Origin of the sequence: Rubripirellula reticaptiva, from assembly GCF_007860175.1 — a bacterium.
GTDB lineage: Bacteria > Planctomycetota > Planctomycetia > Pirellulales > Pirellulaceae > Rubripirellula > Rubripirellula reticaptiva.
The window spans coordinates 210,043-233,438 of the sequence record NZ_SJPX01000001.1 but is presented as its reverse complement, the minus strand read 5'-3'; the positions used below and the strand labels follow the sequence as shown (position 1 = coordinate 233,438).

Genomic DNA, 23,396 nt, shown 5'->3' with positions numbered 1-23,396 from the left:
CGCCGTCACCGCACATTCTAAACTAGTCGCGGGCGAAGAATGTGCCACTCCAGGGGTGGGAAACATGGGCGGATGGCAGAAATTCATTCTTCGGCAAGTCGCCTTATTCTAGCTGTTAACGGCGGGGTGTCTACCGTTAATTGCTGGCAAACGGGCCGTGACAGCCGGTCGCAGGACGTCCGTCACAGGATTCAATCGACCGCTGTTTGCGTTCGCTGTACCCGCGTAAATTGCTGCTTGGTAATTTTGGGGCCGGTTTTGTCGATATGATTCCATTGGATACGATTCCATTTGGACACGCAGGCCGGCTAGTCCTCGCAGACTCGGGTTCGATGATGAAGGTTTTGGTAGTCGGTGGCGGTGGTCGTGAACACGCACTTGCGTGGAAACTAGGGCAATCGCCGCGCGTCGAACAGGTTTTTGTTGCCCCAGGAAACGCCGGCACGGCTCTGGATGCGACGAATGTTCCGATCGCGGTCACCGATAAGCCAGCCCTCATTCAGTTTGCCAAAGAAAATTCCATTGGCTTAGTGGTTGTCGGCCCGGAGATTCCCTTGGTTGATGGGCTTGTCGACGACATGGAGGAAGCCGGTCTGAAAGTGTTTGGCCCATCGAAGGCGGCCGCCGAGTTGGAAGGCAGCAAAGTGTTCTGCAAGAACCTGTTGCACACCGCCAATATTCCGACGGCGACGTATCTGACGTTTCGAAGCGCTGAACAAGCATCACGTCACATCTGGGAACGCTACTGTGATCCCGATGAACCGGTGCGTGTCGTCGTCAAGGCCGATGGGTTGGCCGCTGGCAAGGGCGTGATCGTTTGCGGTACTCGTAACGAAGCTCTCGATGCAATCGATCGGATCGCTTCGCAACGTGAGTTTGGTGATGCCGGCAAAGAGTTAATCATCGAAGAGCGGTTGACCGGTCCCGAGGTCAGCGTATTAGCGATCACCGATGGCGAAACGATTGTCACGCTGCCCCCGGCGCAAGATCACAAGCCCGCCTACGATGGCGATACAGGTCCAAACACCGGAGGCATGGGAGCCTATTGTCCGGCACCGGTTCTTGACGATGAAATGATGGCGCGCATCGAGTCCGATGTCTTAGTGCCAATCGTTCATGCAATGAAGCGAGCTCGTCGACCGTTCAAGGGCGTGCTTTATGCTGGCTTGATGTTGACGCCTGGTGGGCCGAAGGTGTTGGAGTTCAACGTGCGATTCGGCGATCCCGAATGCCAACCGCTGTTGATGCGATTGAAAACAGATTTGGCTGACGTGCTTGAAGCCGCCGTCGATGGACGCTTGGGGGAAATCGAACCGCTCGAGTGGGATCCTCGCCCGAGCATCTGTGTGGTCATGGCCAGCGAAGGCTATCCAGGCGACTATGCCAAAGGTCGCGAGATCAAGGGCTTGGAAGCAGCCGATGCGATCGAGGACGTGAAGGTCTTTCACGCCGGAACCAAATTAGTCGACGGCAAAGTCACCAACGACGGCGGCCGCGTGTTGGGCGTGACAGCAATGGGCGACACGATTGCAAAAGCGAAATTGCAGGCCTATCGCGGTGTGAAAGAAATTCGCTGGCAAGGCGCTTGGTGTCGCAAAGACATCAGCGACAAGGCAAGATAGACGCGGCTTTGCCGTCGCGATCAGACTCGCTTGACGGACAGGATTCGGCGATGGTGGTCGAGGTCTTTGATGAATCGTTCGTCGCCGAAGTGTTCACTGTCCTGTGAAATTTTCAAGCATGCGTCAGCGATCATCGGGCTTAGCTCGATGATCAACCGGCCGCCGACTTGCATGCGGGCTGGTACCTCGTTGAAAATTCGCTCGATCACTTCGGTGCCGGTCGGGCCGGATACCAACGCCGTTTTGGGTTCAAAGTCGCGCACCGTTGGTGACAGTTCGTCGTACTCGGCGTCGCTAACATAGGGTGGATTGGTGCAGATGATGTCGAACAGTTCAGGTGTTTGGACCGCTGCTAATAGATCGCTTTCGATAAAGCGAACTCGGTCAGCAACTTTATGTTGTTCAGCGTTCCAGGCTGCGATTTTCAGTGCCGCGGTACTCTGGTCGACTGCGGTGATTTCGCAGTTCTTCAGCGTCTTGGCAACCGACACGGCGATCGCGCCGCTGCCGGTTCCAATGTCAGCGATTTGAAGGGGGCGGTCGGTGATCGTGCTTGCTTTGGCGATGTCGAGTGCTTCGATCACCAAGTGTTCGGTTTCAGGTCGAGGAATCAAGGTGCTGTCGTCGATGCGAAACCGCAGCGAATAAAATTCGCGGTATCCGACGAGCTGGGCAACCGGACTGCCTTCGCCGCGGCGACGAACCAATTCCCGAAACGCGACTCGCTGTTCCTCTTCGGGTTCTTCACCAAACGCCGTGTACAGTTCGATGCGGCTGCATCCGCGGGCATGGGCAAGTAGAACCTCAGCGTCGAGTCGAGGTGATTCGCTGCCCTTGCGTTTGAAGAAGTCCGTCGTCCATTCCAGCAGCCGTAGCACGGTCCACGGATCTTGTTGACTGGTGGACATGGTGATGTTCTTTCGTGAAGTAGGCCCGCGAGACTTGCCGGGCTGGATGAGAACCGAAGAGATTTGCCACTAGCGTGACGGTCGCGGCATTGTTGCGCCGGGGGCTATTTCGCTGGAAACTAAATCGCCCGAGGTTGGGCGAGCTTATGCCTCGATCATGTCGCCGCGCAGTTGGTCGCGATCGAATTCGATGAGCGCCGCGGTAACCGCGGACAGGTCGCCGGCAACGATTTGGTCCAACTTGTAAAGGGTTAAGTTGATGCGGTGGTCGGTAAGACGGTTTTGCGGATAGTTGTAGGTCCGAATCCGCTGGCTGCGGTCGCCTGAACCGGTCAATCCCTTTCGGGTTTCGGACATCTTGGCATCTTCTTCTTCGCGTTTCTTTTCGTAGATCCGCGCCTTCAGCACTCGCAGCGCTTTGGCCAAGTTCTTGTGTTGGCTCTTTTCGTCTTGGCACTGGACTACGATTCCGGTTTCGTGGTGTGTCAACCGAATCGCGCTTTCGGTTTTGTTGACGTGCTGTCCACCGGGGCCCGACGCACAGAACTTGTCGATTCGGTAGTCTTCCGATTTCACGTTGACTTCGATGTCTTCCGGTTCGGGCAGCACGGCAACCGTCGCGGCCGAAGTGTGGACTCGGCCCTGCGTTTCTGTTTCTGGAACTCGCTGGACGCGATGGCCGCCCGATTCGTACTGCAGATCACGGAAGACGCTTTCGCCTTCGAGCGACATCACGATTTCTTTGAACCCGCCCATTTCAGTCGCGTTCATGTCCATGATCTCGGTTTTCCATTTTCGAGATTCAGCGTATCGACGGTACATCTCGAACAAGTCGCGAGCGAACAGGGCAGCTTCGTCACCGCCGGTTCCCGCGCGGATTTCCATCACGCAGCGCGTTCGGTGCGAGTCTTCGCCGCCGACGGTCAACGACAGCAGTTCTTCCCAAAGCTCTTCTCGTTCCGTCTTTAGGCTGGCCATTTCGGTTTCAGCCATTTCGCGTTCTTCAACGTCTTCAGCAACCTCGACCAATTCCTTGCACTCGCGGATTTCGTCGGTCAAACGTTTGAATTCACGGTACTTCCCGGCCACTTTGGCCAAGCCGCCATGCTCGCGAGCAACAGCACTGAAACGAACGCCATCGGCCTGGATTTCAGGCTGAGCCATTTCGTCTTCGAGTTGCTTGAATCGCGCGAGTTTTTCTTCGAGCGTGTCGCGAATAGTGCCGCTCATGCGGGGCGTCTTTGCTTTTAGGGAGTTGCTTGTCGTAACGCTGGCTTGATCGCGTCGGCTTGCTCGGCTTTTGGGGAAGCCAGCGCCTTCCGTCGGGCGTTAAACGATGGTCTACGGGTCAGGAAACAGCAGCCGTGTGGTTAAGAAAACAGCCGCATCGGTTCATCGGGAACCGAGCGGCTGATCAGAAAATTAGCAATTGGAAAAGCTACTTCTTCTTTCCCTTTTTCGATGCCAAGCTGCCGTAGGTGCCAGCAGCAAACTTCTTTTGGAACTTGTCGATTCGACCTGCGGTGTCAACAAACTTCAGTTTGCCGGTGTAGAACGGGTGGCATTCGCTGCAGATGTCAATCCGAAGTTCCGGTTTAACACTGCGCGTGCTGAACGTGTTTCCACAACCGCAGGTGACTGCGGTGTCTTGATAATTAGGGTGGATGCCGTCTTTCATGGCTGATTCTTCATTTGGGGGGGTTGGCGGTTCTGGCTTGGTACAGTTCCGCATGGCCCCGAAGTGTACGTTAGGAGGGGCCTTGTGTTCAAGTGCGGCAATGCAGGTCGTTTTTTGACGATCAGGGCGTTGTTTGCCGCAGTTCTGAATGGATTTCGCCGATGACCGAATGCCGATCGCTAAATATCGAGCTGATCCGGCTACTTTACGATCCGCCAACACCGGTGGATTCGTTTGTTGCGAAAGTCTTCGGGGACCGTTTGATTGCTGATTTCGTGAGCTTCGCTGACGTAGATCGATTGTCGGTCGAATTTAAATTGCCGGAAATTGTTGCTGAAGTACATCACGCCGCCATCCGGCATTAACTTTAAAATGCCGTGCAGCAGGTCCATCGCGTCGTCCTGGACCGTCCAGTCGTCGTCCATTCGCTTGCTGTTGGAAAACGTCGGCGGGTCGACCACCACCAGGTCGTAGTGGGGTCCCGGTGAGTGATTGGTTACGAATTCGCGTGCGTCGGCGGCGATGAAGCGGTGGTCGTCGCCATCAAAACCGTTGCGGTTCATGTTCGCTTTCGCCCACTGAAGATAGTTCTTTGACAAATCCACCGATGCCGTCTTGGTCGCACCGCCGGCTGCCGCATAGACGGTGAACGAACCGGTATAGCAGAACAGGTTCAAGAACGACTTGCCCGGAGCAGCCTCTCGGATCATCGAACGAGTGTTTCGGTGATCAAGGAACAGTCCCGTGTCGACGTAGTCTCGCAGGTTGACCAGAAACTTCAGGCCGCCTTCGGTGACTTCCATGCGATGTTCGGATTGGTCGACTTTCTCGTGCTGCGTCTTTCCTCGTTGGCGACTGCGACGTTTGAAGAAGACTTTGTCCGGATCGACATCCAATGTCGCTGCGGCGGTCGAGGCCATCAGGTCGAGCCATTCTTCGTGCTCGTCATCGTCGCGATCGTGCGGTCTTTCGTATTCCGTGATGTGCAGGCAGTCGTCGTAGCGGTCAATCACCAACGGAATTTCGGGAATGTCTCGTTCATAGATCCGAAAGCATGTGATGCCGCGTTTTGTCGGCCATTTGCGAAAGTGCTTAGCTCGCTTGCCAAGCCGCGCAGCGAACTCGGTTGTTTGTCGGATTGTTTTATCGTTCATTGTCTTTCTTTTTCCAGCGATCAACGATCGCCGTGTCGATGACCAACTGGCTTAAGTGATAAACCAGCATCGGCACGACGCTGACACCACAATCAATCGCGATCTGCAGTCCTACCATCAATGTCTTTTGGCTGCCGCCGATCCCAACCGCGATCTGGCGGTCTCGGTCGATCCCCATGCCGCGCGACGCCACGATGCCGATCGCAAACGCCGTCGTGTGAATCGCCGCTGCGGCCAGGCACAAGATCACTAGCGTCGGCCAGTTCAGTGATTCGCCGCCGTCCAAGTCGACTGTTTGCCGGCTTGCGATGGCGCCAAAGACTACCATCACCAAGATCCCGCATTGGCCCAGAAGCGACAATCGTGGCTTGTTTCGGTCCGCCCACCCGGCCGCGCCCATGCCACGCATCGTCTGGGCGATCACCAGAGGCAACGCGACCAGGATTGATAGCTTCAAGATTTGATCGGTTGCCGAGATATTGCTGACGCGGCTTAGAACCATGGTCAAACCGATCGGCACGACCGCAATGCAGGCCAGATTCGTCACCACGGTCGTCATCATTGTCACCGAATCATCGCCGCCCGCCCGCCGCGTCCAAACTGATGCCGATGCCAACGTGCAGGGAATCAGCGCCGCCACGAACAGCCCGCCGAACACTCCTGCCGGCAAGAACCACTGAGACGGCAATGCTAGCAAAGGCACGACGAACACATTGATCAAAATTGCTAGCAAGGCGGCCGTGGGTTTCGCAATGCTTTCACGAACGGTGTCTGCCGCCAGCGTGACGCCCATCGCCCACATCACGACAAAGACAACCCCGTCCCGTAGCAGCGGAATTTGCGTGATCGGAGCTAACCACGATTCAGCGAAGTAGCCGGCCCCAAAGCAGAGCCCGATCGAGATCAAGAACCAGTGATTTTTAGCGTTTGCCCACATGCCGTGCTTCTTCCTAAACGACCTATCGGTGACACAGACCGTAATCGTAAGATCGCGGCATAGAATTCTAGCGGAGAACGTCGGCAAGCTAGCATAGCTGATGCTCTCGCGTGACCAGTCGCAACGACGTGCAGGAAAGGAATCCGGCCGTGCATGAACGGACGCAACGAGCGATGGCTCGATTGATGTTCGTTGGCTGCTGCGCGGTCCCGACGATGGTGACGATGGTCATCGTGATCATGATGGCGACGCCCTGGTACGCAAATCGGCTGAAATCACGTTTCGAGTCCGAGCTCGCTCGCGATACTGGGCTATTGGTCGAGATCGGAACACTCGTTCGCACCTCGCCGTCGATGATCCGTTTGGACGAACTGCGATTGCTGGACCCTGAAACGGGCGAAGAAGTGGCCTTTGTTCGGCAGCTTGATTGGGTCACTCGCGACGACTCGGTTTCCGTGCTGCTGCGTCAACCGAAGCTGCATTCGCGCACCATCGCCGCCGCGTGGCGGTTGGTTCACGACCGATTCTTGTGTCGCCCCGAACACACGGGGTTGCCGATTCGATTCGCCGCCAACGACTTGACGATCGCCGATGGTGCTAGCGGCGGCATGACGCTGACCGATGTGGACGCCTGGATCGAGCCGGAATCGGACGCGGTCAGCGCCAGCATCCAGTGCATGCTGGCATCCTCTCGTTCAAGCACTCCGATCGATATCAGCTTTCGCCGAGATCGCGGTAACGAAACGCCAACGACCGACTGGACGCTTGATACTCACGACAACGCCCTGCCCTGCACCGCTTTGGCAAAGTACTTGCCGGGACCGATCGGCAACCTCGGCGACGACGCGACGTTCACTGGATCGCTGCGCTGGCAAGTGAAACGTGATCGCTTCGCGGCTGACCAGTGGTGGATGGACATGGTGGGATCGCTGGACAACATCTCGCTGGACCGAGTCTTTGAAAGACAGCCTCATCGTTTGACGGGGAATGGTTCGGTTCGGTTGGAACGATGCCGCATCGATCCTTTCATTCAAAGCATGGATGTGTCGGGCACGTTGTTGGTCAGTGATGGCCAGATCGGTCGCTCGTTACTGGCGTCGGCGAGTCAGAATCTGGGGTTCGAACTCGTTCCGCTTCCCGACGGAGTCGAAGACCTAGCGTACGACCGGATCGCGATGCGATTCTCGCTCAATGACACGCAGTTGAAACTCAACGGGATCTGTCACACCGAAGTCGGCTACACCAGTTTTCCGGCCGGCATCGTGCTGCATTCGGGTGGCTATGCTTTGGTCCGTTCCGGGCAACAAACGTTGCCGGCGATTGCGTTGATGTCGGTGTTGGCACCGTCGCACAGTGTCACGGTGCCGCTTTCGAGTCAGAACGCGGGACTGTTGCCGTACTTGATCCCGCCAAGTCGCCCACTGCCGTTGGACCCCGACGCGATGCGAGCAAGGATCCAAACGGCAAGAGAATGGTCCGGCGGCGAAGTCACGTCGCAGCCTTACTGATCGGGCGTCGTGCGAGCTCTTTAGCTTCCGGCGGTTGGTTTGCCGAATCGCAAACCCATCAAGCGGAATGCTCCGTCAGCGACCATGAAGAAGAGCTGGATGCCGACAAACAGGCTTAGCCACATCAGCACGCCGGACGTGAATCCGTAGCTGTGAAGTCCGATGCCAAGTTCGTTGGTGCCGAACCAGCTCCATGCCGTCACGATGTTGCCACCGATCGCCAGCACCGAAAATCCACGAGCGCTGACCATTCCGTCCCAGCGGGCGTGCAGCATCAACGCATTCCAGATCACGATCAGCAGCGCGCCGTTTTCCTTCGGGTCCCAGCCCCAGAATCTGCCCCAGCTATCGTCGGCCCAAAGACCGCCCAGGACCGTTCCCACAAAACTGAACAGGATGCCGAAGCAAGCCGCGCCATAACAACAGCGATACAAGTCTCGCATTACTTTGCCGTCTCGGCCAAGCCATCCGGCGATCAGATAGCCAACACCAAGCGTCCCCGCAACAAGCGTCGCAACATAACCCAGCGTGACGCTGATCACGTGCGTGGCCAACCAGAACTGAGTATCCAAAACCGCTTGCAGTACGGGCATCGTGTCACCCGAGTTGAGGCCGTAGGCGACCAACAGCGTCATCACGCCGGCCGCAGCCGACAAGATGTTTCCGATCCCGTACTTGAAGATTCGTTCAACGACCAAGCCAAACAATACCGCAGCCCATCCGATGAATACCGCCGACGAATACAGGTTGATGACCGGCGCACGGCCGGTGATCGAAATACGGCAAATCAGGGCGACTGTGTGGATCGCCATCGCCAAGGCAAGCGTTCCCCAAACCGCCTGACGCAGTCGTGGCAGATCGACCAAAAAGTAAATCAGTCCCATCACCAAAGTGATCAGGTATAGCATCATCGCCACACCGGTCGGCCAATTCGATTGCATCCAACGTTCCAGTGAAACCATGCTCGGTTTGTAGCCTGGAATCGGGTAAGACATGACGGCGTTGAGCTCTGCATCGACTGAGGCATTGAACTTTGCCGGATCGTCGCTGCCGTAGGCCTGGATGATTTGGCTGAAGGATTCGATGCCCGGGTTGCCTTTGTCGGAATCCGGAACGTTGCCGCCGGCAACTTCACGGAAGTGGTCAAAGAACGCAGGTGCGAACGGGGACCATTGGGGCTGGTCATCCGAAGCCGTGATGTCTTCCTGTGAAGGGGCGACGATAGCGGGCGCTGACATGTTTTTCATTGCGTCGAGTCGTCGCTGCAATTGACGCAGCATCACCATTTGACGGTCCGATTCAGTCGCATCCGGAAAGACCTTCTTAAATTCTTCCATTGGGATGTTGTCCGGCACCGGCAATCGGAACGCAGCGGCCGTCAATGTGTACTGCCGTGTTCGGCGGTCCAGTTCGACCAGCTTCTTTTCTTTGAATGTCATCTCCGATGCATCCTTTTGAGCGGCCGCCTCGACGATCACGCTGGCTCGATCAAAATGTTCTAGCAGCTCGTTTAGCGAATACAGTTTGCTTTCGCGGCGTTCGAGTTCGAGTTCGCTGCGGACTTCGTCCGAATCGATTCGGAACATCGGCAGGAACCGCATTTCAGGCTTGTCGATCGCGACTTCCATCAACCACTGGATCGCCGACAATTTGCGCCCTTCGACTCGGCCCTTGATGCCTGAGGGGGCCGTGTCCAATGGCAGTGATTCTTTATTGCTGATTGCTTTGAGTGTTTGCCGTGCGTAAGCGTCCAGCGGCATCACTCGGCCACCAAACTGGACCGGCATTTTACCGGCAGTGTAAAAGTCGAAACTTTGCATTCGTGCCGCTGGCCGGGCCGTGTTCATGACGGCGGTCCAAGGGACGAGCGCCATCATCGCCAGCACACCGAATCCAGTGACGGTGGCGTACACGGGCCACTGGGCCGGTCGTTTGCCAGCGAACGCAGCAAGTTCTTCGCGTTCGACACGGGTCTCGCGTTCGCGGCGTTTAAGGAATCGTGTTAGCGTGCCCAAGAAGTGAGCCAACATGCCAAGTGCCGTGATGCTGCAGGCGACGTAGGGGATCAACCAACCCGAATTTCGGACGACCTGGATGCTGGTGACCTCTTGGCCGCTAGGCAGGGTGTCAAAACTAGATTGGTAGAACGTTTCGCCGCGGTAACGAAGCGGGTTATTCATCCAGATCCGTTCGTTGCGGTCTTCGCCGGTATCGTCTGCAATGATACGAACGAACGACGAGTAATCGCGTGGCGTCTGGGTGCCGCTGTAGTTGGTGCGCCGGAAATCGACCAGGTGGACCCAGTACGGTTTAACTTCGCGATGAAACTGAAGCCCGATGTTGTACGTTTTGTCGCCGACCTCGACCGAGTCGTAAAAATTCTTGGACGAACCGCCACGCGATAGCATTTCGCGATTCGATAGCAGCTGGCTGACCAGGTGTTTGCCCAAAGATTCGCCAGTTTGCTTATCGAGCAATTCGATGTACGCCGACGACACGTTCATCGCCGCATCCACACCGCCCGATTTGGGACGCTCGGCAGCGCCCGTTTCCAGCCCCAGTCCTGTATTGGCGATGTTGTCGGCCGGGACTTCGGTGAGCGTCGAGTTGGGATAGAACGCAATGACTTTTAGATCGACGGGCAGCGAATCGTCCGAGATCTTTGCGTCGGAATCCACCGCGGCTTGCAACCGAGTTCCGGGAATCGCCGTGACGATGTCTTCTTTTTCTAGAGACTCAGTGAATGTCAATTCGACTTGATCCAGATTGACGAACGAGTTGGTTGTCTCGCCTTCGATCAAGCTGAGTCGTTGCTCAGTTTGGCGGTCGCCGAACACAAACTGGCCGACCATTAGCAGTCCGACACCGATGTGCAACAGCACGTTGCCACCCTGTTTGCCGAACACCATTTGGCATCCCATCAACAGGATCACGCCGGCGCCGAGCCCTTTGGTAAGTTGCCAAACGATTCGCAAGCCGGGCTCGCCGATGCGAAATCCGCTGAAAAGCGAATACGCGACAACGCTAAGAATGCTGGCGGCGACGACATACAGCAGCGGTTTGATAGTCGAATTGTTGACCTTGGTCGCCGTGTACCCGATGCCAATACCAAGCAACGTGATGGCCGACAGTAAGCCTGCCCATAACTTGTCGTATCCCAACCACTCGGGCGGCGTGCCTTGCAATCCATCACTGTCGTGACCGGCCAGGATCACCACCGCGGCAACGGCACAGCCAGCCAAAATTACTGCAATTCCGCTGATCAGTTTGCTGCCCGATGCGTGAATTTTGAAACGAGTGATTTTTGCTGCGATCAAGTTGATCATCAACAGCACGCCGATCAAGGCACCGCCGGTGAATGGGATTACACCGGGAATCGGTTTATCGTGTGCCAAAAAGGCCTGTGGAAAAAAGTCGTCGATGTGAAGTGGCGCGATCCACGACAGGAAGTACCGCTGTTTGACTTCCAACATGTTCATTTCGTCCTGGGCCAATGTGCCGACTAGGACCAAAATCAATGAACAAGCAAACAGGAAAACCGTCAGCTTGAGTGAACCAGCCGTTTGCAGCAGTTTCCAACCGAAACTGTCGACGGCCTTGGTGCGATCATGAGCTTGGACATCTGAAGCGATGGTAGCCATCGTTGGGTCTCTTTGAGAACGTTAAGGTTCAGGATGCGGGCATCGATCTGCGGGGGCAGATCGTGACTCGATAGGCGGGGCAGGAATCTTGCGATCAAAGCTTGCAACCTAAGTTTACAGGTTTAGCTTCATCGATTCCAAAAAAGCTGTGATTGCTTCGGACTCACTTGTCACTGTCTTGGCCGGTCCGGTCATCTTGATGAACAGACTCATGCCACCATCAAGCGGCACGATGGTGGCATCAATGGCTTGACCGGCCGAGTCGTCGCTGGTTAACAGGTACCGCTGTCCCGGTCGACCATCGATATTGACTTGGGTTGCATCGGCGAGAATTTGGTCGACGACGTCGTCGGGAGCGTTACCGTCACGAACTTGCCCTAACCAACGAGCCACGTTGCCACGCAAATCACCACCGGCTGGGATCACCGTGATTTCAGCTGCCGCGTCTTCGGGACCGACGTTGAATGCAGCCATCCGCATCGAACTCATCCGGCCATCTCGCCAACCTTCCGGGCGGTCAAACTGAATACGTTCGTCCGGCTCGATTGGTGCGGCATCAGCAGCAGGTTCTTGCGGCGCGGTCATCGCAGGGGGCGTTTCGCCACCGGCAAACGGCGCGCTACCTGCGGCGAAGGGGGCACTGCCTGCGGCAAACGGTGCGTTGCCACCAGCGAACGGCGGTGTCATCGGTGCACCACCGCCACCTTTACCAGTGATGTCGACCCACACGGATTTGCCATCCGCCGAGGCGACGTTGATCTCATCGCCCTCAGCCCATTTTTCCGTCGATTCATCAAGCGACAACTGTTTGCGCCAACGGTTGACGTTCATCGTAACCATCGCGTCATAGTCGTCGAGTCGCCCGAGCTGCGAGACGCTGATGTCGAGTTGTTTACCGGGCGTGTCGACGTCTATCGACGCGAACCGCATCGGTTTGTCGCCACCTTTTTTCCAGCCGTCGGGAAGTTCAGAGATGACAGGCGATCCGTCGTCGAACTTGATGTTCTCGACGAAGCTGCGAAAAGGCTTTTCGATTGATGTCACGGCCGATTCGGGGCCGGTAACTTTGAAAAACCAGACTTGGTCACCGCTGGGCACCATCGCCGCCAGCATCCGGTCTTGCTCGGCAAGTAGCTGGCTGGGGACCGTTTTCGATACCCGATAGGTGGTGATCGGTTCAGTCTTTTGGCAACCGAGCGTAAGACCTGCGATCAGGCAACATGCGAGTGTACGAACGGATAGCGATTGAAATTGCGATTGGTGCGCCGACATATCGACCTAGAAGCGAAGCAGCCATCGGTGGCTTAGCGGGAGTGGCATGGCAGGAGCAGGAATTCATTTCTGTTTCCCTACCGCCCAAGCTTAACGCACGCCGCAAGCTTCACGTACCCGTCAAATTGACGCGTTGGTTTGGATCGCCGCGTTAAGGCTAGCCTGATTTGTAAGCTAAAAGCCGGCACTGCGACGGTTGTCGTTCGTCCGCCGTTACTGACCCCAGCCCATCAGGCCCACCAACGAATCGGTTAGCGAGCTTACCGGTGCACTGGTTTCAGTGTACGTCCACATGTTTCGCACCAAGTCGGTCATCAGCATGCCGCCAAGACCCAGGACCAACAAAACCAGCATCAACGTGACGCACTGCAGCAGCGTGAACGGCACTTCATAGCCGCCCATTCCCACGGCGCCCATCGCGACCGGCGCGGATGACTCGTCGATTTCGACCATCCCGTCTTCTTCGTCGACCGCAAACGCCGCTTCTTCGCCACCATCAGCGGCGCCAAAAACGTCTCCGCCAAGCGGATCGGCATCGCCAAATCCGGCGTCGTCAAACTCAACCGCTTCGGCAACTTCGCCCGATTCTTCGACGTCGATGACCTGCGATCCACTTTCCATGTCCGCATCCAGGCCGATGCCGGATGGCGACAATTGGAATTCTTCGTCAGCTTGAAAGTCGACCATCGACCCGCTGCCGCCGCCACTTCCACTGCTGCCGCTGCCGTCGGAAAGCTCAGCGCCCAAGTCGAGTGCCGAAATGCTGCTGCCGGCCAGATCAAGCGGTTCGCTTTCTAGCGACAGGCCGCTGTCCGATGGGCTCATCAAGTTGATTCCGCTGTCACCGGCAACCGAAATATCGCTGCCAGCACTGCTGATCACCAGATCGTCGTCATCATCCGCAATCACCAGATCGTCGTCATCGTCCAGGGCATCGTCGATGCCTGAAACATCGCTGTCCGAGAATGCGTCGGCACCAATGCTGCTGCCCAGTCCCGACGACATCAATAAGTTTTCGCTGTCACCGGAAATCAGACCGCTGCCGGATTGTTCGGCACTCAACAGATCCAGTTCGCTCAACACGTCGACACCGCGTGAGCCCATCGATCCAACGTTGCTGTTATCGTCAGAAGGGTTCAGGTCGTTCATCAATTCAAGACTGCTGGCGCCTGCCGAAGCGAGTCCGCTTCCTGCGTCGCCGAGCACGTCCATCGCGCTGTCATCATCATCACTGCCTAAGACGAGTTCACCGCTGTCTTCGTCATCATCGTCAAATGACAATCCGCTTCCATTATCGCCAGCTTCGGGGCGAAGGGCGTCGGGGTGTGAATCGGCGATTTCGCGAAGCTCTTCGTCGGTGACCGGGCCGGTGCTGCCTGCATTGGGTTCGATTGCAAGATCCAGCTGAGCTGAATCGTGCAGGATCGCCGAGCCATCGAGTTGCAGATCGGCCGAATCGATTTCTAGCAGGTTGCCGCCAGCGCTTTCCATCATCAGATCGCTGTCGCTAGCGACGATGGCCACGTCGCTGCCTTCGCCTTCGCTTGGGACCAAATTGACGTCGCTGCCGCCGGACTCGCCTGAATCGCCGCCGATGCCAAGGTCACTGCCTTCATCGAACGAGATTCCGCTGCCGCCGCCGGACGACAGATCGGCTAGGTCGTCCTGGAGCTGTTCGATGGCGTTTTCCGGAAATTTCCAGCTCGAGCCATCGCGGAAACCACGAACTTTGCCTTGGCTACGAAGTTCTACCAAGCGTTCGGTTGAAATCCCGAGCTTTTGGGCAGCTTCCTCAAGTGACAGATAGTCGGCCATCGGATTTTTGGCTCCGCGATTGGGCAAGTTGGATAAGTGCGTGTGGATAGGCAAGCGGTGCTAGGATAATAGCATCGCCAGCAACAGCAACTTCTCCCAACGGTACGGCGCTATTTTTATTAGCGTCGACCCATCTGACGAATTTCTTCAGGCAGAGGTGAAGTAGCGTTCAATTGCAGTGAAAAATCAGCATCAATGGGACGGCTGCTGACCAGCCGGATTTTTCCGGACCTATCGATATGATACACGGCCATCCATGATTTATCGGTATGAACTAGCGTAATTGTCTGAGTTCCCGAGCCGTCAGAACTGGAAAATCCGATCATGTCGCCCGCGACGCCCATCTGTGGTATCCCGCTAGCGGTGGATAGGAACGTTCGAACATCGCCATCGGTCGGCGTTTCAATGTTTGGCGTTTCAGGGCTTGCGAAAGCGCCGGGGGCCGTGCCAGGGACCTGGTTTTGCCCGGTCGAAGCACTGGCTGCCGCTAGCAAGAGAGCTGCCGCGAAGATCAATGAAGTCAGTTTGACGCCGTGATTTGCCATCTTTTTCTCGGTAAATCTCGTTCGAGGGACAGGTTCGGACGCTCCCAGGCGACGAATCGCCGCCACCAGCGATTCCGCCAGCAAAAATTCAGACGATCTATCGCTTCGCCCAGACGAATTGGTACCTGTCGTCAGCCTGCGGCCGCAAGACGGATGGAGAATCTTGACGATTAGGTAAAGACGTCTGGTTGCAACGGCCGATCTGGATATTGGGACTATGCCGCCAACGCATGCCTTGGCGGCTCCGTCGAGCACCGCGACGCGCTCCCACCGAAAACACGACTACGACCCGAGGGTTGAAAATTGACTGATCACGGCAACGCGTTATCGCAAGACTCGGCACGCTTTCAACCGGTTGGCAACAAGCCCAAGCCGGCCAGTGATCCATCATCACGATTGACTTCGTCGGCAACTAAATCGGTTGCGGTCCTGCCCGTGATCGCCAACGCGCCGGTGGCGGGAAATTCGATGCTGGCGACGGTGTTGGGCGCAGGCATGTCCGTGGGTTTCTACGGATTGTTGATCGGTGCCATGAAATTTGGGCCAACCCAGTCCTTCACTGGCCCGCTAGAACGTTATTTTTTGGGCCACCCGGTCGCGGTCGCGGCGACCATTCTGTTCTGTTTTGCCGCCGCGATTTTAATCACCAAGACCATGGGGGTGATGGCCGAGAGCGGTCATCTGGATCGAATTCGTGATTCGGATTTGCTGCCTGCGGATGTCGGTCAATCCAGTAGCCCTGCGGAGGCCTGGATGGACGAGAACGACGCCGGGCATGTTGCCCGAAATTGGTTAAGCGAACTGGCAAGTCTGCCTGAGACAACTCGCGATAGCCACCTGGTGATTCGACTGCGTGAAGTGCTGACGCGGCAATCCCAACGTGGTTCAAAGAACTTGGCCGACGATTTGCGAGAACTGGCCGGACGCGATGCCGACGGTGCTCACGATTCCCTGGGCTTGGTACGCATCATTGTTTGGGCAATTCCGATGTTGGGGTTCTTGGGAACCGTGATCGGGATCACGCAAACGCTTGGCGGACTTGACTTTAGCAGCGGAACCGCGGCAGTGGATAACCTGAAAAGTGGTTTGTACGTCGCTTTCGATACCACGGCGATGGGTTTGGTGCTTTCGGTCGTTGCGATCTTTTTGCAGTTTCCGGTCGAGCGCAGTGAACAGCGAATGCTGGCCGCGGTCGATGCTCGTGTTGGCAACTTGGTTTCATCGACCTTGCCAAGCGATGAAGCGTCTGACAATCAAACGGTGTTGATCGCCGAGCTTTGCCGAGGCGTTCAAGCGGCCGTTGCCGAGTCGTTGTCGAACCAAGCCACGCTGTGGCGAAGCACAATCGATTCGGCTCAGTCGCAGTGGCAGGACGTTCATGAAAAGAACAACGCCACGATCGCCGATGCATTCGAACTGACGCTTGCACCGGCGCTGCTGAAACATGCTGGCGCGGTTGCCGATTCGTCAGTGATCGCTAGCGATCGGTTGGCAGATCAGTGTGGCCGTTGGGAACGATCGATTGAATCGGCCCAGGCTTTGTTGGACCAATCGGTTCGTCAAAGTAGCGAACAAATCAATTCGCAAACAAAGTTGCTCAACGAAACTCTTGATGACGTTTGCGAAACGCTCTCGACCCAGCAGCAAACTCTGGCGGGGCACTATGCGTCGATCAATCAAACTCACGAAGCGATCGGTCGATTGACCGAGGCCACGGTTTCGTTGCAGCATCAGATGGCAAACCCCAACAACGAAGCTAACGAAGCCATGGCCGATGCCATGCGCATTCTGGCTCGGGCGGTCGATACGCTGACTACGCGGATGGCGACGGATGCTTCGTCCGCGAAGACGACTCCCACAAGGCGTGCAGCATGAGTCGGCGAAAACGCGCCAACTTGTCGCCTTCGCTTTTTCCATTCTTAGCTGTGCTTGTTTGCACGCTAGGAACTTTGATCTTGTTGTTGGCACTCGTTTCGCAAGATGCGACCGATAACGCAAAGCGCCAGGCCGATGCTAAGCGTGCCAAAGCCGCTGTCACACCGGTTGCCAAATTCGAAGTGGATTCGGATCCGAAACCACCGCGTTTAGAAGCTGCTGCGGTTGCGCAGATGGTCGACGAAGAAGACTTTCGCGTCAGCCAGTTGGTCGCCTTTCGTGATAAGCAAACCGCGGATCTTGAAGATCGTCGTGACAAACTTGCTCACATTGAAAACCATATCACGCGATTACGCGCTGAACTGAAACAGCTAAGCGACGAAGTCGATCGCGCGGTCAGCGATGACCCGATCGCGGACGTCGATGAAAACGAGTTGACGCGATATCAAAAACAGATTGACGACAAAAAACAGGAAATCGAAGAGCTCAAAGCTGGCTCGGGTGGCAAGACGCCGCGCGTCGTGATCGTGCCGCACAAGGGGCCCAACGGCACCGATCGCCGACCGATCTATTTGGAATGTGTAGATGATGGGCTAACGATTTGGCCCGAAGGAACTCGCATCACGGCATCTCAGTTGGCTGACTCGGACTCGTCGGCAAACCCGCTCAATGCGGCGCTTCGTGTCGTTCGTCACCATGCAATGCAGACCTATGGCGATACCACGTCGCCCTACCCTTTGCTGGTGGTGCGTCCGGGCGGTATCGAGACTTATGGGCTGGCCCGTAACGCGATGGAAGACTGGGACGACCAATTCGGATACGAACTGGTGCCTGATGAAGTGAAGTTGGCGTATGCCAAACCCGATTCAAACTTGAAACGCGAGCTGGAAGACACGATTGCTCGCGAAGTCCGCAAAAAATCAACGATGATGGCGACAGGACGCGGATACGGTGTTGGCGGCAGCGGTAGCGGTGGGGCCGGTTACGGCAGTGGTCCAAAGTCGCGGCCGCGAATTTTGTCGGCTGCGTCGCTCGATCGCGATGGTCGTTCCAATGGTTTTCATACCGATCGCGGCAGCGAAGACTACGGCTCGTCGTCCTATGGACGGTCACCCTACGTTAGCAGTTCCGCCATTCGTGGCGCCGATGGCCAGCTCGCTCGATCGAGTGGTGCTAGTCGTTACACCGGAGCCAGTAGCCACCTCGGAACAGGTTCCGGGGTGCAAGCCAATTCTGCTGGGATCGATCCGCAGACCGAGCAGCGCTGGGCAGACGATATGAAGGTGGCTGCCAGTGAAATGAAGTCGGGCGGTTTCGCAGGCGACGGTAGCTTTGCAAGGGGCGTTGGTGGTTCAATGTCGGACCCCTTAAATGCACTCGGGGCTGGAACGTCCGGTGGCTCAGGATCGCTTGGCGGTACGGATCAGAGTACAGGCGAAGAAGGTGGCGAAGATGCTGAGCAAATGGATCAAGCGGGCTCCAAGTCAGCTCAGGGCTTGACCGCTGCGGGATCAAAGCCGGGCGCGTTTGATCTTTCCGGACCAGCAAACGGCAGCCGCGTAGATGGAAAAGGCAACAGCACCCGCGGTGTCGATGCCGACGGTGCGCCTCTGGCTGGGGCAAGCCGTCAGTCCGGTTCAGCCACTTCGCGAATGTCAGCCGGCAGCACCGGTACCGGCGGAAATCAAAGTTCGGGTTCGGCTTCACAAAGTCCCGGATCGCAAAGTTCACGATCGCAAGCTGGTACGGCATCCTCGTCTTTGTCGGATTCAAATCAACAAGGCACGCCGTCGCCCTCATTTCAAAAAGACCTGTCGCCCAAACAAGATCGTGATCTTGTTCGTCGGCAGGGACGCGACTGGGCACTGCCAAGCGAAGTCGCGGGGGCACAAGGAAACGCGATCGTTCGTACGATGCGGGTCCAGTGTTATGACGACCACTTTGTGTTGCTGTCGACTCGAGGCAGTGCGACCGAAATGTTTGGTTTTTTAAGTGGTGACGTCGAGCGAGCAACGTTGGAATTGGCGACGTCGGTTCGAGATCAAGTCGAGCGTTGGGGCGCCGCACTTCCGGGTGGGCGGTGGCAACCACGTTTGGATGTCGAAGTCATGCCAGGTGCTGAATCTCGTTTCAACCAGTTGCGTTCATTGATGGACGGCAGCGGCGTCGAAGTGCTTGGGAGGCAATCACAATGATCGGGAATCGGCGAAATCGCACAACCATTGAACTAGGGCACGATTCGTTCTTGGACATTGTTGCCAACTTGGTCGGCATTTTGATCATCTTGGTCGTGATCTTGGGATCACAGTCGACCGCCGTGATCGAAGAAATCCAAGAACAGTCACAGGAAAAGTTAGCGATCGATAGCGAATCGTTGAACGACGAAGGCCTGCTGGACGAATCTCACTGGGCCAGCGAATCGCAGTTGTCTCGGTTGGCTCAGCAAGCGATGCGCGCCGCCGCGGCGCAGTCGGAATCCAATCGTTTAGAGCAACTGGTCAAGATGCATGATGCCGAGCTCGATTCGAAGGTCCAGCAACGCGCGATGTTGATGGACTTGCTGGCCGAAGCAAAATTGACATGGGACGAAAAGAAGAAGTCGCTCGACCAAAGCAAGATGCTGGCGGCGACTCATCGAACCCAGATCGAGAAAGCAAAAACTGAACTTCAGCAGCTTGAGGGTGAACGCGAGCGTTTGCAGGACCAACCTGAAACGGTCGTCAAGGTCGAGCACTTGCCAACCCCGATGGCGAAGACCGTCTTCGGAGACGAAATCCACTTGCGTTTGAAGGGAAATCTACTGTCGGTGGTTCCGGTGGATCGCTTGGTTGATGAGATCAAAGTTGATTTTGAACGGGCCGCAGTCGGTTCGCGCGAAGGGCAACTCGACGGCGCGGTGGGGCCAGTTCGCGGCTATGTCGCTCGCTACGTGATCGACAAAAATCGGGCGATGGTCAACAACGGCGGCAGGGCTCAGATGGCTACGCGAGTCCAGTTGGTTGGCATGACGTTGGAACCGCTAGCCGAACCGCACGGACAGGAGATCGGAAAGGTTCTCAGCGGCAGTAGCGAACTGGATATCGAACTTGCTGGACGCGATCCAAGAAGCACAACGATTACCGTCTGGGTCTATCCGGACAGCTTTGGTGCTTTCCGAGGTTTGAAGGAGCGTCTGTACGCGAAAGGATTCGCCACCGCAGCAAGACCGCTGCCGATGGATCGACCGATCAGCGGCAGTCCATCGGGCTCTCGTTCGAGTGCCCAGTAGGCCGATCGACGCTGCAATCAGCGTCACGATAAAAATACGTCTTGGTTAACCCTCGGACGGTTTAACCGCCTGGATTTGTTCCTTGGCCCACGCCGCCGCGCCTAGCACGCCTGCGTCGTCGCCCAATTTTGCTGCGACGACTTCAAAGCGATCTTTGTAGACGCTCATCACGTTTGCTTTGGCCGTTTTCTTGACGGTGTCAACGATCAGGCTCTCCATGGCTTCGACGAGTCCACCGCCCAAAATGATTTTGTCAGGCGCCAGGATGTGGACGATATTGACGACGGCTAAACCGATCGTCTCGGCGGCGCCCTCCACCAGTTTCTTGATCGACTTATCGCCATTTTCGATCGCATCAGCGATCGCACCACTACGGATTTCGGTCAGATCCGTTCCCGTTTTTTTTGCCAAGTAGGGAGCATCGCCGCGGAACGCAGCTTTGGCGGCCTCGGCTGCGATCGTTAAGCGGCTTGATTCGGATTCGACCGTGCCCGACATCGTAATGCCGCTTGCGCGATTGCTACTGCTGATGCGGGTGTGGCCGATCTCCATGCAGCTAATGCCGGCACCCTGCAGAATCTTGCCTTCGTACACACAACCGCCACCGACGCCCGTGCCAGGGAAAATGCCAACGACACAGCGAGATCCTTTTCCGGATCCGAACTGGTATTCGCCGAAAACACCCGCGTCAACGTCGTTCAGAACGACCACAGGACAGCCGAATTCTTTCTTCAGCAAGCTGCCGATTTCGACGTCATCCCAGCCCAGATTGGGAGTGGTCAAGATGGAGCCCTTCTTCAAATCGATCGGTCCGGGACAGCCAATTCCGATGCCTGCCAAGTTGGCTTTGTCGAGTTTGTTTTCTTCGAGAAGCCGAGTGATCGTCGACACGATCCGCTGGGCACCACTATCGGATGTATCACGGCCACGAGTCTTTCGGCGTCGGCGACCGAGTTCCTTCCACTGGTCGTCATAGGCAATTGCCAGCATCTTCGTGCCGCCTAAGTCGAATCCGATCCAAATGTTTTTTTCGTTATCGGCCATCAGGCAGCGATCCAGGTAATGAAGGGGAAGGTCGGCCGGGGTATGGTCATTTACCCACAGGCGGCACGCCAATCAGTCACAATGGTAGTGGTTTTTTGAGAGAAGACCGTAACTTTGGTCGGTCTTCAACCCGCCTATCCGTTTCCAATCTGGTCTCGCTCGAAAAAAAAGCGACTCATTGTGAAATAATCGTAGCTGGTTGCGCATCTATTAACCGTAACGACTCAGTGATGAGTGAATTGCCCGCCAAAAAATCCCCCTCCGATCGTACCGACCTGCAATCTCAGGATGAAAATTCTGTGGCGGCCTCGCGCATGCACAAGCCTGCCGATGACTCGGGTTGTGATTTGACGGGTGATCAGTTGCGCGAGTTGTTCGAACAATCGTCACCGGGACTGCGCCGATTTTTGATGGGGCGTTTGCCAGACCCCTCGGATGTCGATGATTGTTTGCAAGCGGTTTACGTCTTGTTGATCCAGCACGGAGGGGGCGTCGCCGCAGCAACCCGAACGGCTTGGCTGTTTCGGGTGGCGGCGAATGAATCGGCCAGGATCTGGCGCACCAAGTCGTCCACCACAAAAATGCTGCTCGGCCAAGACGCGAAAGAAGCGGTCGACGATGACCCTGCCCTGCCCATCATTCGAGACGAAACACGACAAGCCGTCCAAGAAGCAATCGACCGACTGCCACCCGCCAATCAAGAGATCGTGCGACTTCGCATCCATGAAAACCTGACGTTCGAACAGATCGCTAAACAATTGAGCATTCCACTGGGAACGGCACTGACTCGGATGAGACGTTCGTTGATCCAACTGCGAAGTGACCTTGATTCCACCGAACTAGATTCGACCGACTGAGATTCCAACGACCGATTCAATTTGTCAAATGCTATGAACTCTAACGATCCACCAAACCCGTCCATTAATCCGTGCGACGAGCACGGTTTTGCTTCGCAGTGCGGTCTTTATTTGCTAGGTGAATTGGCCGGCGATGATCGCGAAACATTCGAATTGCAATTGGCCACATCACCGGATCTGGCTGACAAGTTGGTGCGGCAAGCTGATCTGTTGCTGGCGATTGCTGATGTGCGCGGCGATCTTTCTCGGCCGGTTCGTTTACCTGATCAGTCCGTTGCACCGGTGACTTTGCGTGGGGCTTGGATTTCGGTCTTCATAGCTGTCGCGGCTTGTTTTGTGTTGGCGGTCACGGGAATCCAATTGCGAGACTCGTCTTCGACCGAGGACGTTCTGATCGCACAAGCTTGGGCCGATAGCATTTCGGGTCGCCAAGCAACCGATTCGGATCTCAATTTCGCGGACCTCAGCCTGATTGATTCTGTTTTGGATCCTGCCGACGAAAGTGGTGCGGACGTCAGTCTTAGCGGCGAGTCATCGTTCGATTGGATGTGCGTCGCTGTCGCTGCGGGATCGTCATCGCCCGGGCAAGCTCACATGTCGGAGTCTAACGATGAAAGCTAGTCCGTCCCGTCGAGTCCCTTACGGGTTTGTCGTCATTCGGCGGGCAACCTGGTTGTCGCTGATGTTGGTCGCGACAACGGTGACCGCGATCGAGCCCACCAAGTCGATCGGCCCGTTGGCCGCAAACGGCCCACAGCTCGATCGGACGTTGCCGACCGATGCGAATCAGCTTGCGGGCGAATCGGAAGCAGCCGTGTTGCTGTTGGTTCAGTCACACTTGCCACAGCTCGCCGGCATGTTAGACCGTTTGCGTGACGCCAATCCACGACAATACGAGCGTGCCATCCGCGATTTGTCGCGTTGGGTCAAACGCTTGGAATCGGCAAAGAAGCGTGACTCAAAACTGCATGGAATCGAAGTTGATTTGTTGAAAGCAGAAACGAATGTGGATTTGTTGAGTGCAAAGTTGAAAGTGCGCGACGACGCATCGGATCGCAACTTGCTTCGGGATGCGGTCGACCAACTCCATCAAGCCAAGACGGCTCGTGTTCGTTACGACGTTCAACTTGCTGCCGACCGATTGGATAGGGCCAAGCAGCAGCTTCAATCTGCTAATCAAAAACTTAAGATGCTCGAAGACTCGACCGAAGCGGATCGACAGCATGCCTATGTGGGTTTGTTGCGAAAATCCGGACGTCGACCCTAAGTCAC

Annotated in this window: 18 protein-coding genes; 8 read left to right on the top strand and 10 right to left on the bottom strand. The window is 56.3% G+C overall.

Annotated features, from left to right (window positions below; all coding sequences use genetic code 11):
- Nucleotides 1–335: 335 nt before the first annotated feature.
- Nucleotides 336–1,622, top strand: a complete 1,287-nt coding sequence (gene purD, locus Poly59_RS00820; protein WP_146533164.1) for a phosphoribosylamine--glycine ligase — start codon at nucleotides 336–338, stop codon at nucleotides 1,620–1,622.
- Between the two features lie 20 nt (nucleotides 1,623–1,642).
- Here the strand turns inward: purD and prmC are convergent, their stop codons facing one another.
- From prmC to Poly59_RS00795, 5 genes are all read right to left on the bottom strand, one after another.
- Nucleotides 1,643–2,530 carry a peptide chain release factor N(5)-glutamine methyltransferase gene (gene prmC / locus Poly59_RS00815; RefSeq protein WP_146532193.1) on the bottom strand — a complete coding sequence of 296 codons (888 nt, stop codon included), beginning with the start codon at nucleotides 2,528–2,530 and terminating at the stop codon, nucleotides 1,643–1,645.
- A 144-nt stretch (nucleotides 2,531–2,674) separates the two neighbouring features.
- Complete coding sequence (gene prfA / locus Poly59_RS00810; RefSeq protein ID WP_146532192.1) at nucleotides 2,675–3,760, bottom strand: peptide chain release factor 1; 1,086 nt, start codon at nucleotides 3,758–3,760, stop codon at nucleotides 2,675–2,677.
- Nucleotides 3,761–3,968: 208 nt separating this feature from the next.
- Nucleotides 3,969–4,208 (bottom strand): 50S ribosomal protein L31, encoded by a 240-nt coding sequence (gene rpmE, locus Poly59_RS00805; RefSeq protein ID WP_146532191.1) that lies wholly within the window; start codon nucleotides 4,206–4,208, stop codon nucleotides 3,969–3,971.
- A gap of 200 nt (nucleotides 4,209–4,408) precedes the next feature.
- Entirely contained in the window at nucleotides 4,409–5,362 is a 954-nt protein-coding gene (locus tag Poly59_RS00800; RefSeq protein ID WP_146532190.1) for a class I SAM-dependent methyltransferase, read from the bottom strand.
- A complete protein-coding gene (locus Poly59_RS00795; protein WP_146532189.1) occupies nucleotides 5,352–6,299 on the bottom strand; it encodes a bile acid:sodium symporter family protein in 948 nt (315 codons plus the stop codon). The genes Poly59_RS00800 and Poly59_RS00795 overlap by 11 nt, the downstream gene beginning before the upstream one ends.
- A 149-nt stretch (nucleotides 6,300–6,448) precedes the next feature.
- On the opposite strand from Poly59_RS00795, the gene Poly59_RS00790 reads away from it, so the two are divergent.
- Nucleotides 6,449–7,807 (top strand): hypothetical protein, encoded by a 1,359-nt coding sequence (locus tag Poly59_RS00790; RefSeq protein ID WP_222436026.1) that lies wholly within the window; start codon nucleotides 6,449–6,451, stop codon nucleotides 7,805–7,807.
- A gap of 20 nt (nucleotides 7,808–7,827) precedes the next feature.
- On the opposite strand, the gene ccsA is transcribed toward Poly59_RS00790, so the two are convergent.
- The 4 genes from ccsA to Poly59_RS00770 form a co-directional block, all read right to left on the bottom strand.
- The gene (gene ccsA, locus Poly59_RS00785; protein ID WP_146532187.1) at nucleotides 7,828–11,448 is read right to left on the bottom strand and encodes a cytochrome c biogenesis protein; all 3,621 of its coding nucleotides are present in this window, start codon (nucleotides 11,446–11,448) and stop codon (nucleotides 7,828–7,830) included.
- Nucleotides 11,449–11,562: 114 nt separating this feature from the next.
- Nucleotides 11,563–12,720: a hypothetical protein gene (locus Poly59_RS00780; RefSeq protein ID WP_146532186.1), complete on the bottom strand. Its 1,158-nt coding sequence runs from the start codon at nucleotides 12,718–12,720 to the stop codon at nucleotides 11,563–11,565.
- 213 nt (nucleotides 12,721–12,933) lie between these two features.
- Entirely contained in the window at nucleotides 12,934–14,535 is a 1,602-nt protein-coding gene (locus Poly59_RS00775; protein ID WP_146532185.1) for a helix-turn-helix domain-containing protein, read from the bottom strand.
- A 119-nt stretch (nucleotides 14,536–14,654) separates the two neighbouring features.
- The gene (locus Poly59_RS00770; RefSeq protein ID WP_146532184.1) at nucleotides 14,655–15,080 is read right to left on the bottom strand and encodes a hypothetical protein; all 426 of its coding nucleotides are present in this window, start codon (nucleotides 15,078–15,080) and stop codon (nucleotides 14,655–14,657) included.
- 303 nt (nucleotides 15,081–15,383) lie between these two features.
- On the opposite strand from Poly59_RS00770, the gene Poly59_RS00765 reads away from it, so the two are divergent.
- Genes Poly59_RS00765 through Poly59_RS00755 form a run of 3 tightly spaced genes read left to right on the top strand, consistent with a single transcriptional unit; the run spans nucleotide 15,384 to nucleotide 20,223 of the window.
- Nucleotides 15,384–16,955: a MotA/TolQ/ExbB proton channel family protein gene (locus Poly59_RS00765; RefSeq protein ID WP_146532183.1), complete on the top strand. Its 1,572-nt coding sequence runs from the start codon at nucleotides 15,384–15,386 to the stop codon at nucleotides 16,953–16,955.
- Nucleotides 16,952–19,150 carry a hypothetical protein gene (locus Poly59_RS00760; protein WP_146532182.1) on the top strand — a complete coding sequence of 733 codons (2,199 nt, stop codon included), beginning with the start codon at nucleotides 16,952–16,954 and terminating at the stop codon, nucleotides 19,148–19,150. Before Poly59_RS00765 ends, Poly59_RS00760 begins: the two co-directional genes overlap by 4 nt.
- Nucleotides 19,147–20,223: a hypothetical protein gene (locus Poly59_RS00755; RefSeq protein ID WP_146532181.1), complete on the top strand. Its 1,077-nt coding sequence runs from the start codon at nucleotides 19,147–19,149 to the stop codon at nucleotides 20,221–20,223. Before Poly59_RS00760 ends, Poly59_RS00755 begins: the two co-directional genes overlap by 4 nt.
- A 45-nt stretch (nucleotides 20,224–20,268) precedes the next feature.
- On the opposite strand, the gene Poly59_RS00750 is transcribed toward Poly59_RS00755, so the two are convergent.
- Nucleotides 20,269–21,267, bottom strand: coding sequence for an ROK family protein (locus tag Poly59_RS00750; RefSeq protein WP_146532180.1), 999 nt, complete (start codon nucleotides 21,265–21,267; stop codon nucleotides 20,269–20,271).
- Nucleotides 21,268–21,581: 314 nt separating this feature from the next.
- On the opposite strand from Poly59_RS00750, the gene Poly59_RS00745 reads away from it, so the two are divergent.
- Genes Poly59_RS00745 through Poly59_RS00735 form a run of 3 tightly spaced genes read left to right on the top strand, consistent with a single transcriptional unit; the run spans nucleotide 21,582 to nucleotide 23,391 of the window.
- A complete protein-coding gene (locus Poly59_RS00745) occupies nucleotides 21,582–22,124 on the top strand; it encodes an RNA polymerase sigma factor (RefSeq protein WP_222436025.1) in 543 nt (180 codons plus the stop codon).
- 33 nt (nucleotides 22,125–22,157) lie between these two features.
- Nucleotides 22,158–22,745 carry an anti-sigma factor gene (locus Poly59_RS00740; RefSeq protein WP_146532178.1) on the top strand — a complete coding sequence of 196 codons (588 nt, stop codon included), beginning with the start codon at nucleotides 22,158–22,160 and terminating at the stop codon, nucleotides 22,743–22,745.
- Nucleotides 22,735–23,391, top strand: coding sequence for a hypothetical protein (locus Poly59_RS00735; protein ID WP_146532177.1), 657 nt, complete (start codon nucleotides 22,735–22,737; stop codon nucleotides 23,389–23,391). The genes Poly59_RS00740 and Poly59_RS00735 overlap by 11 nt, the downstream gene beginning before the upstream one ends.
- Nucleotides 23,392–23,396: the final 5 nt, after the last annotated feature.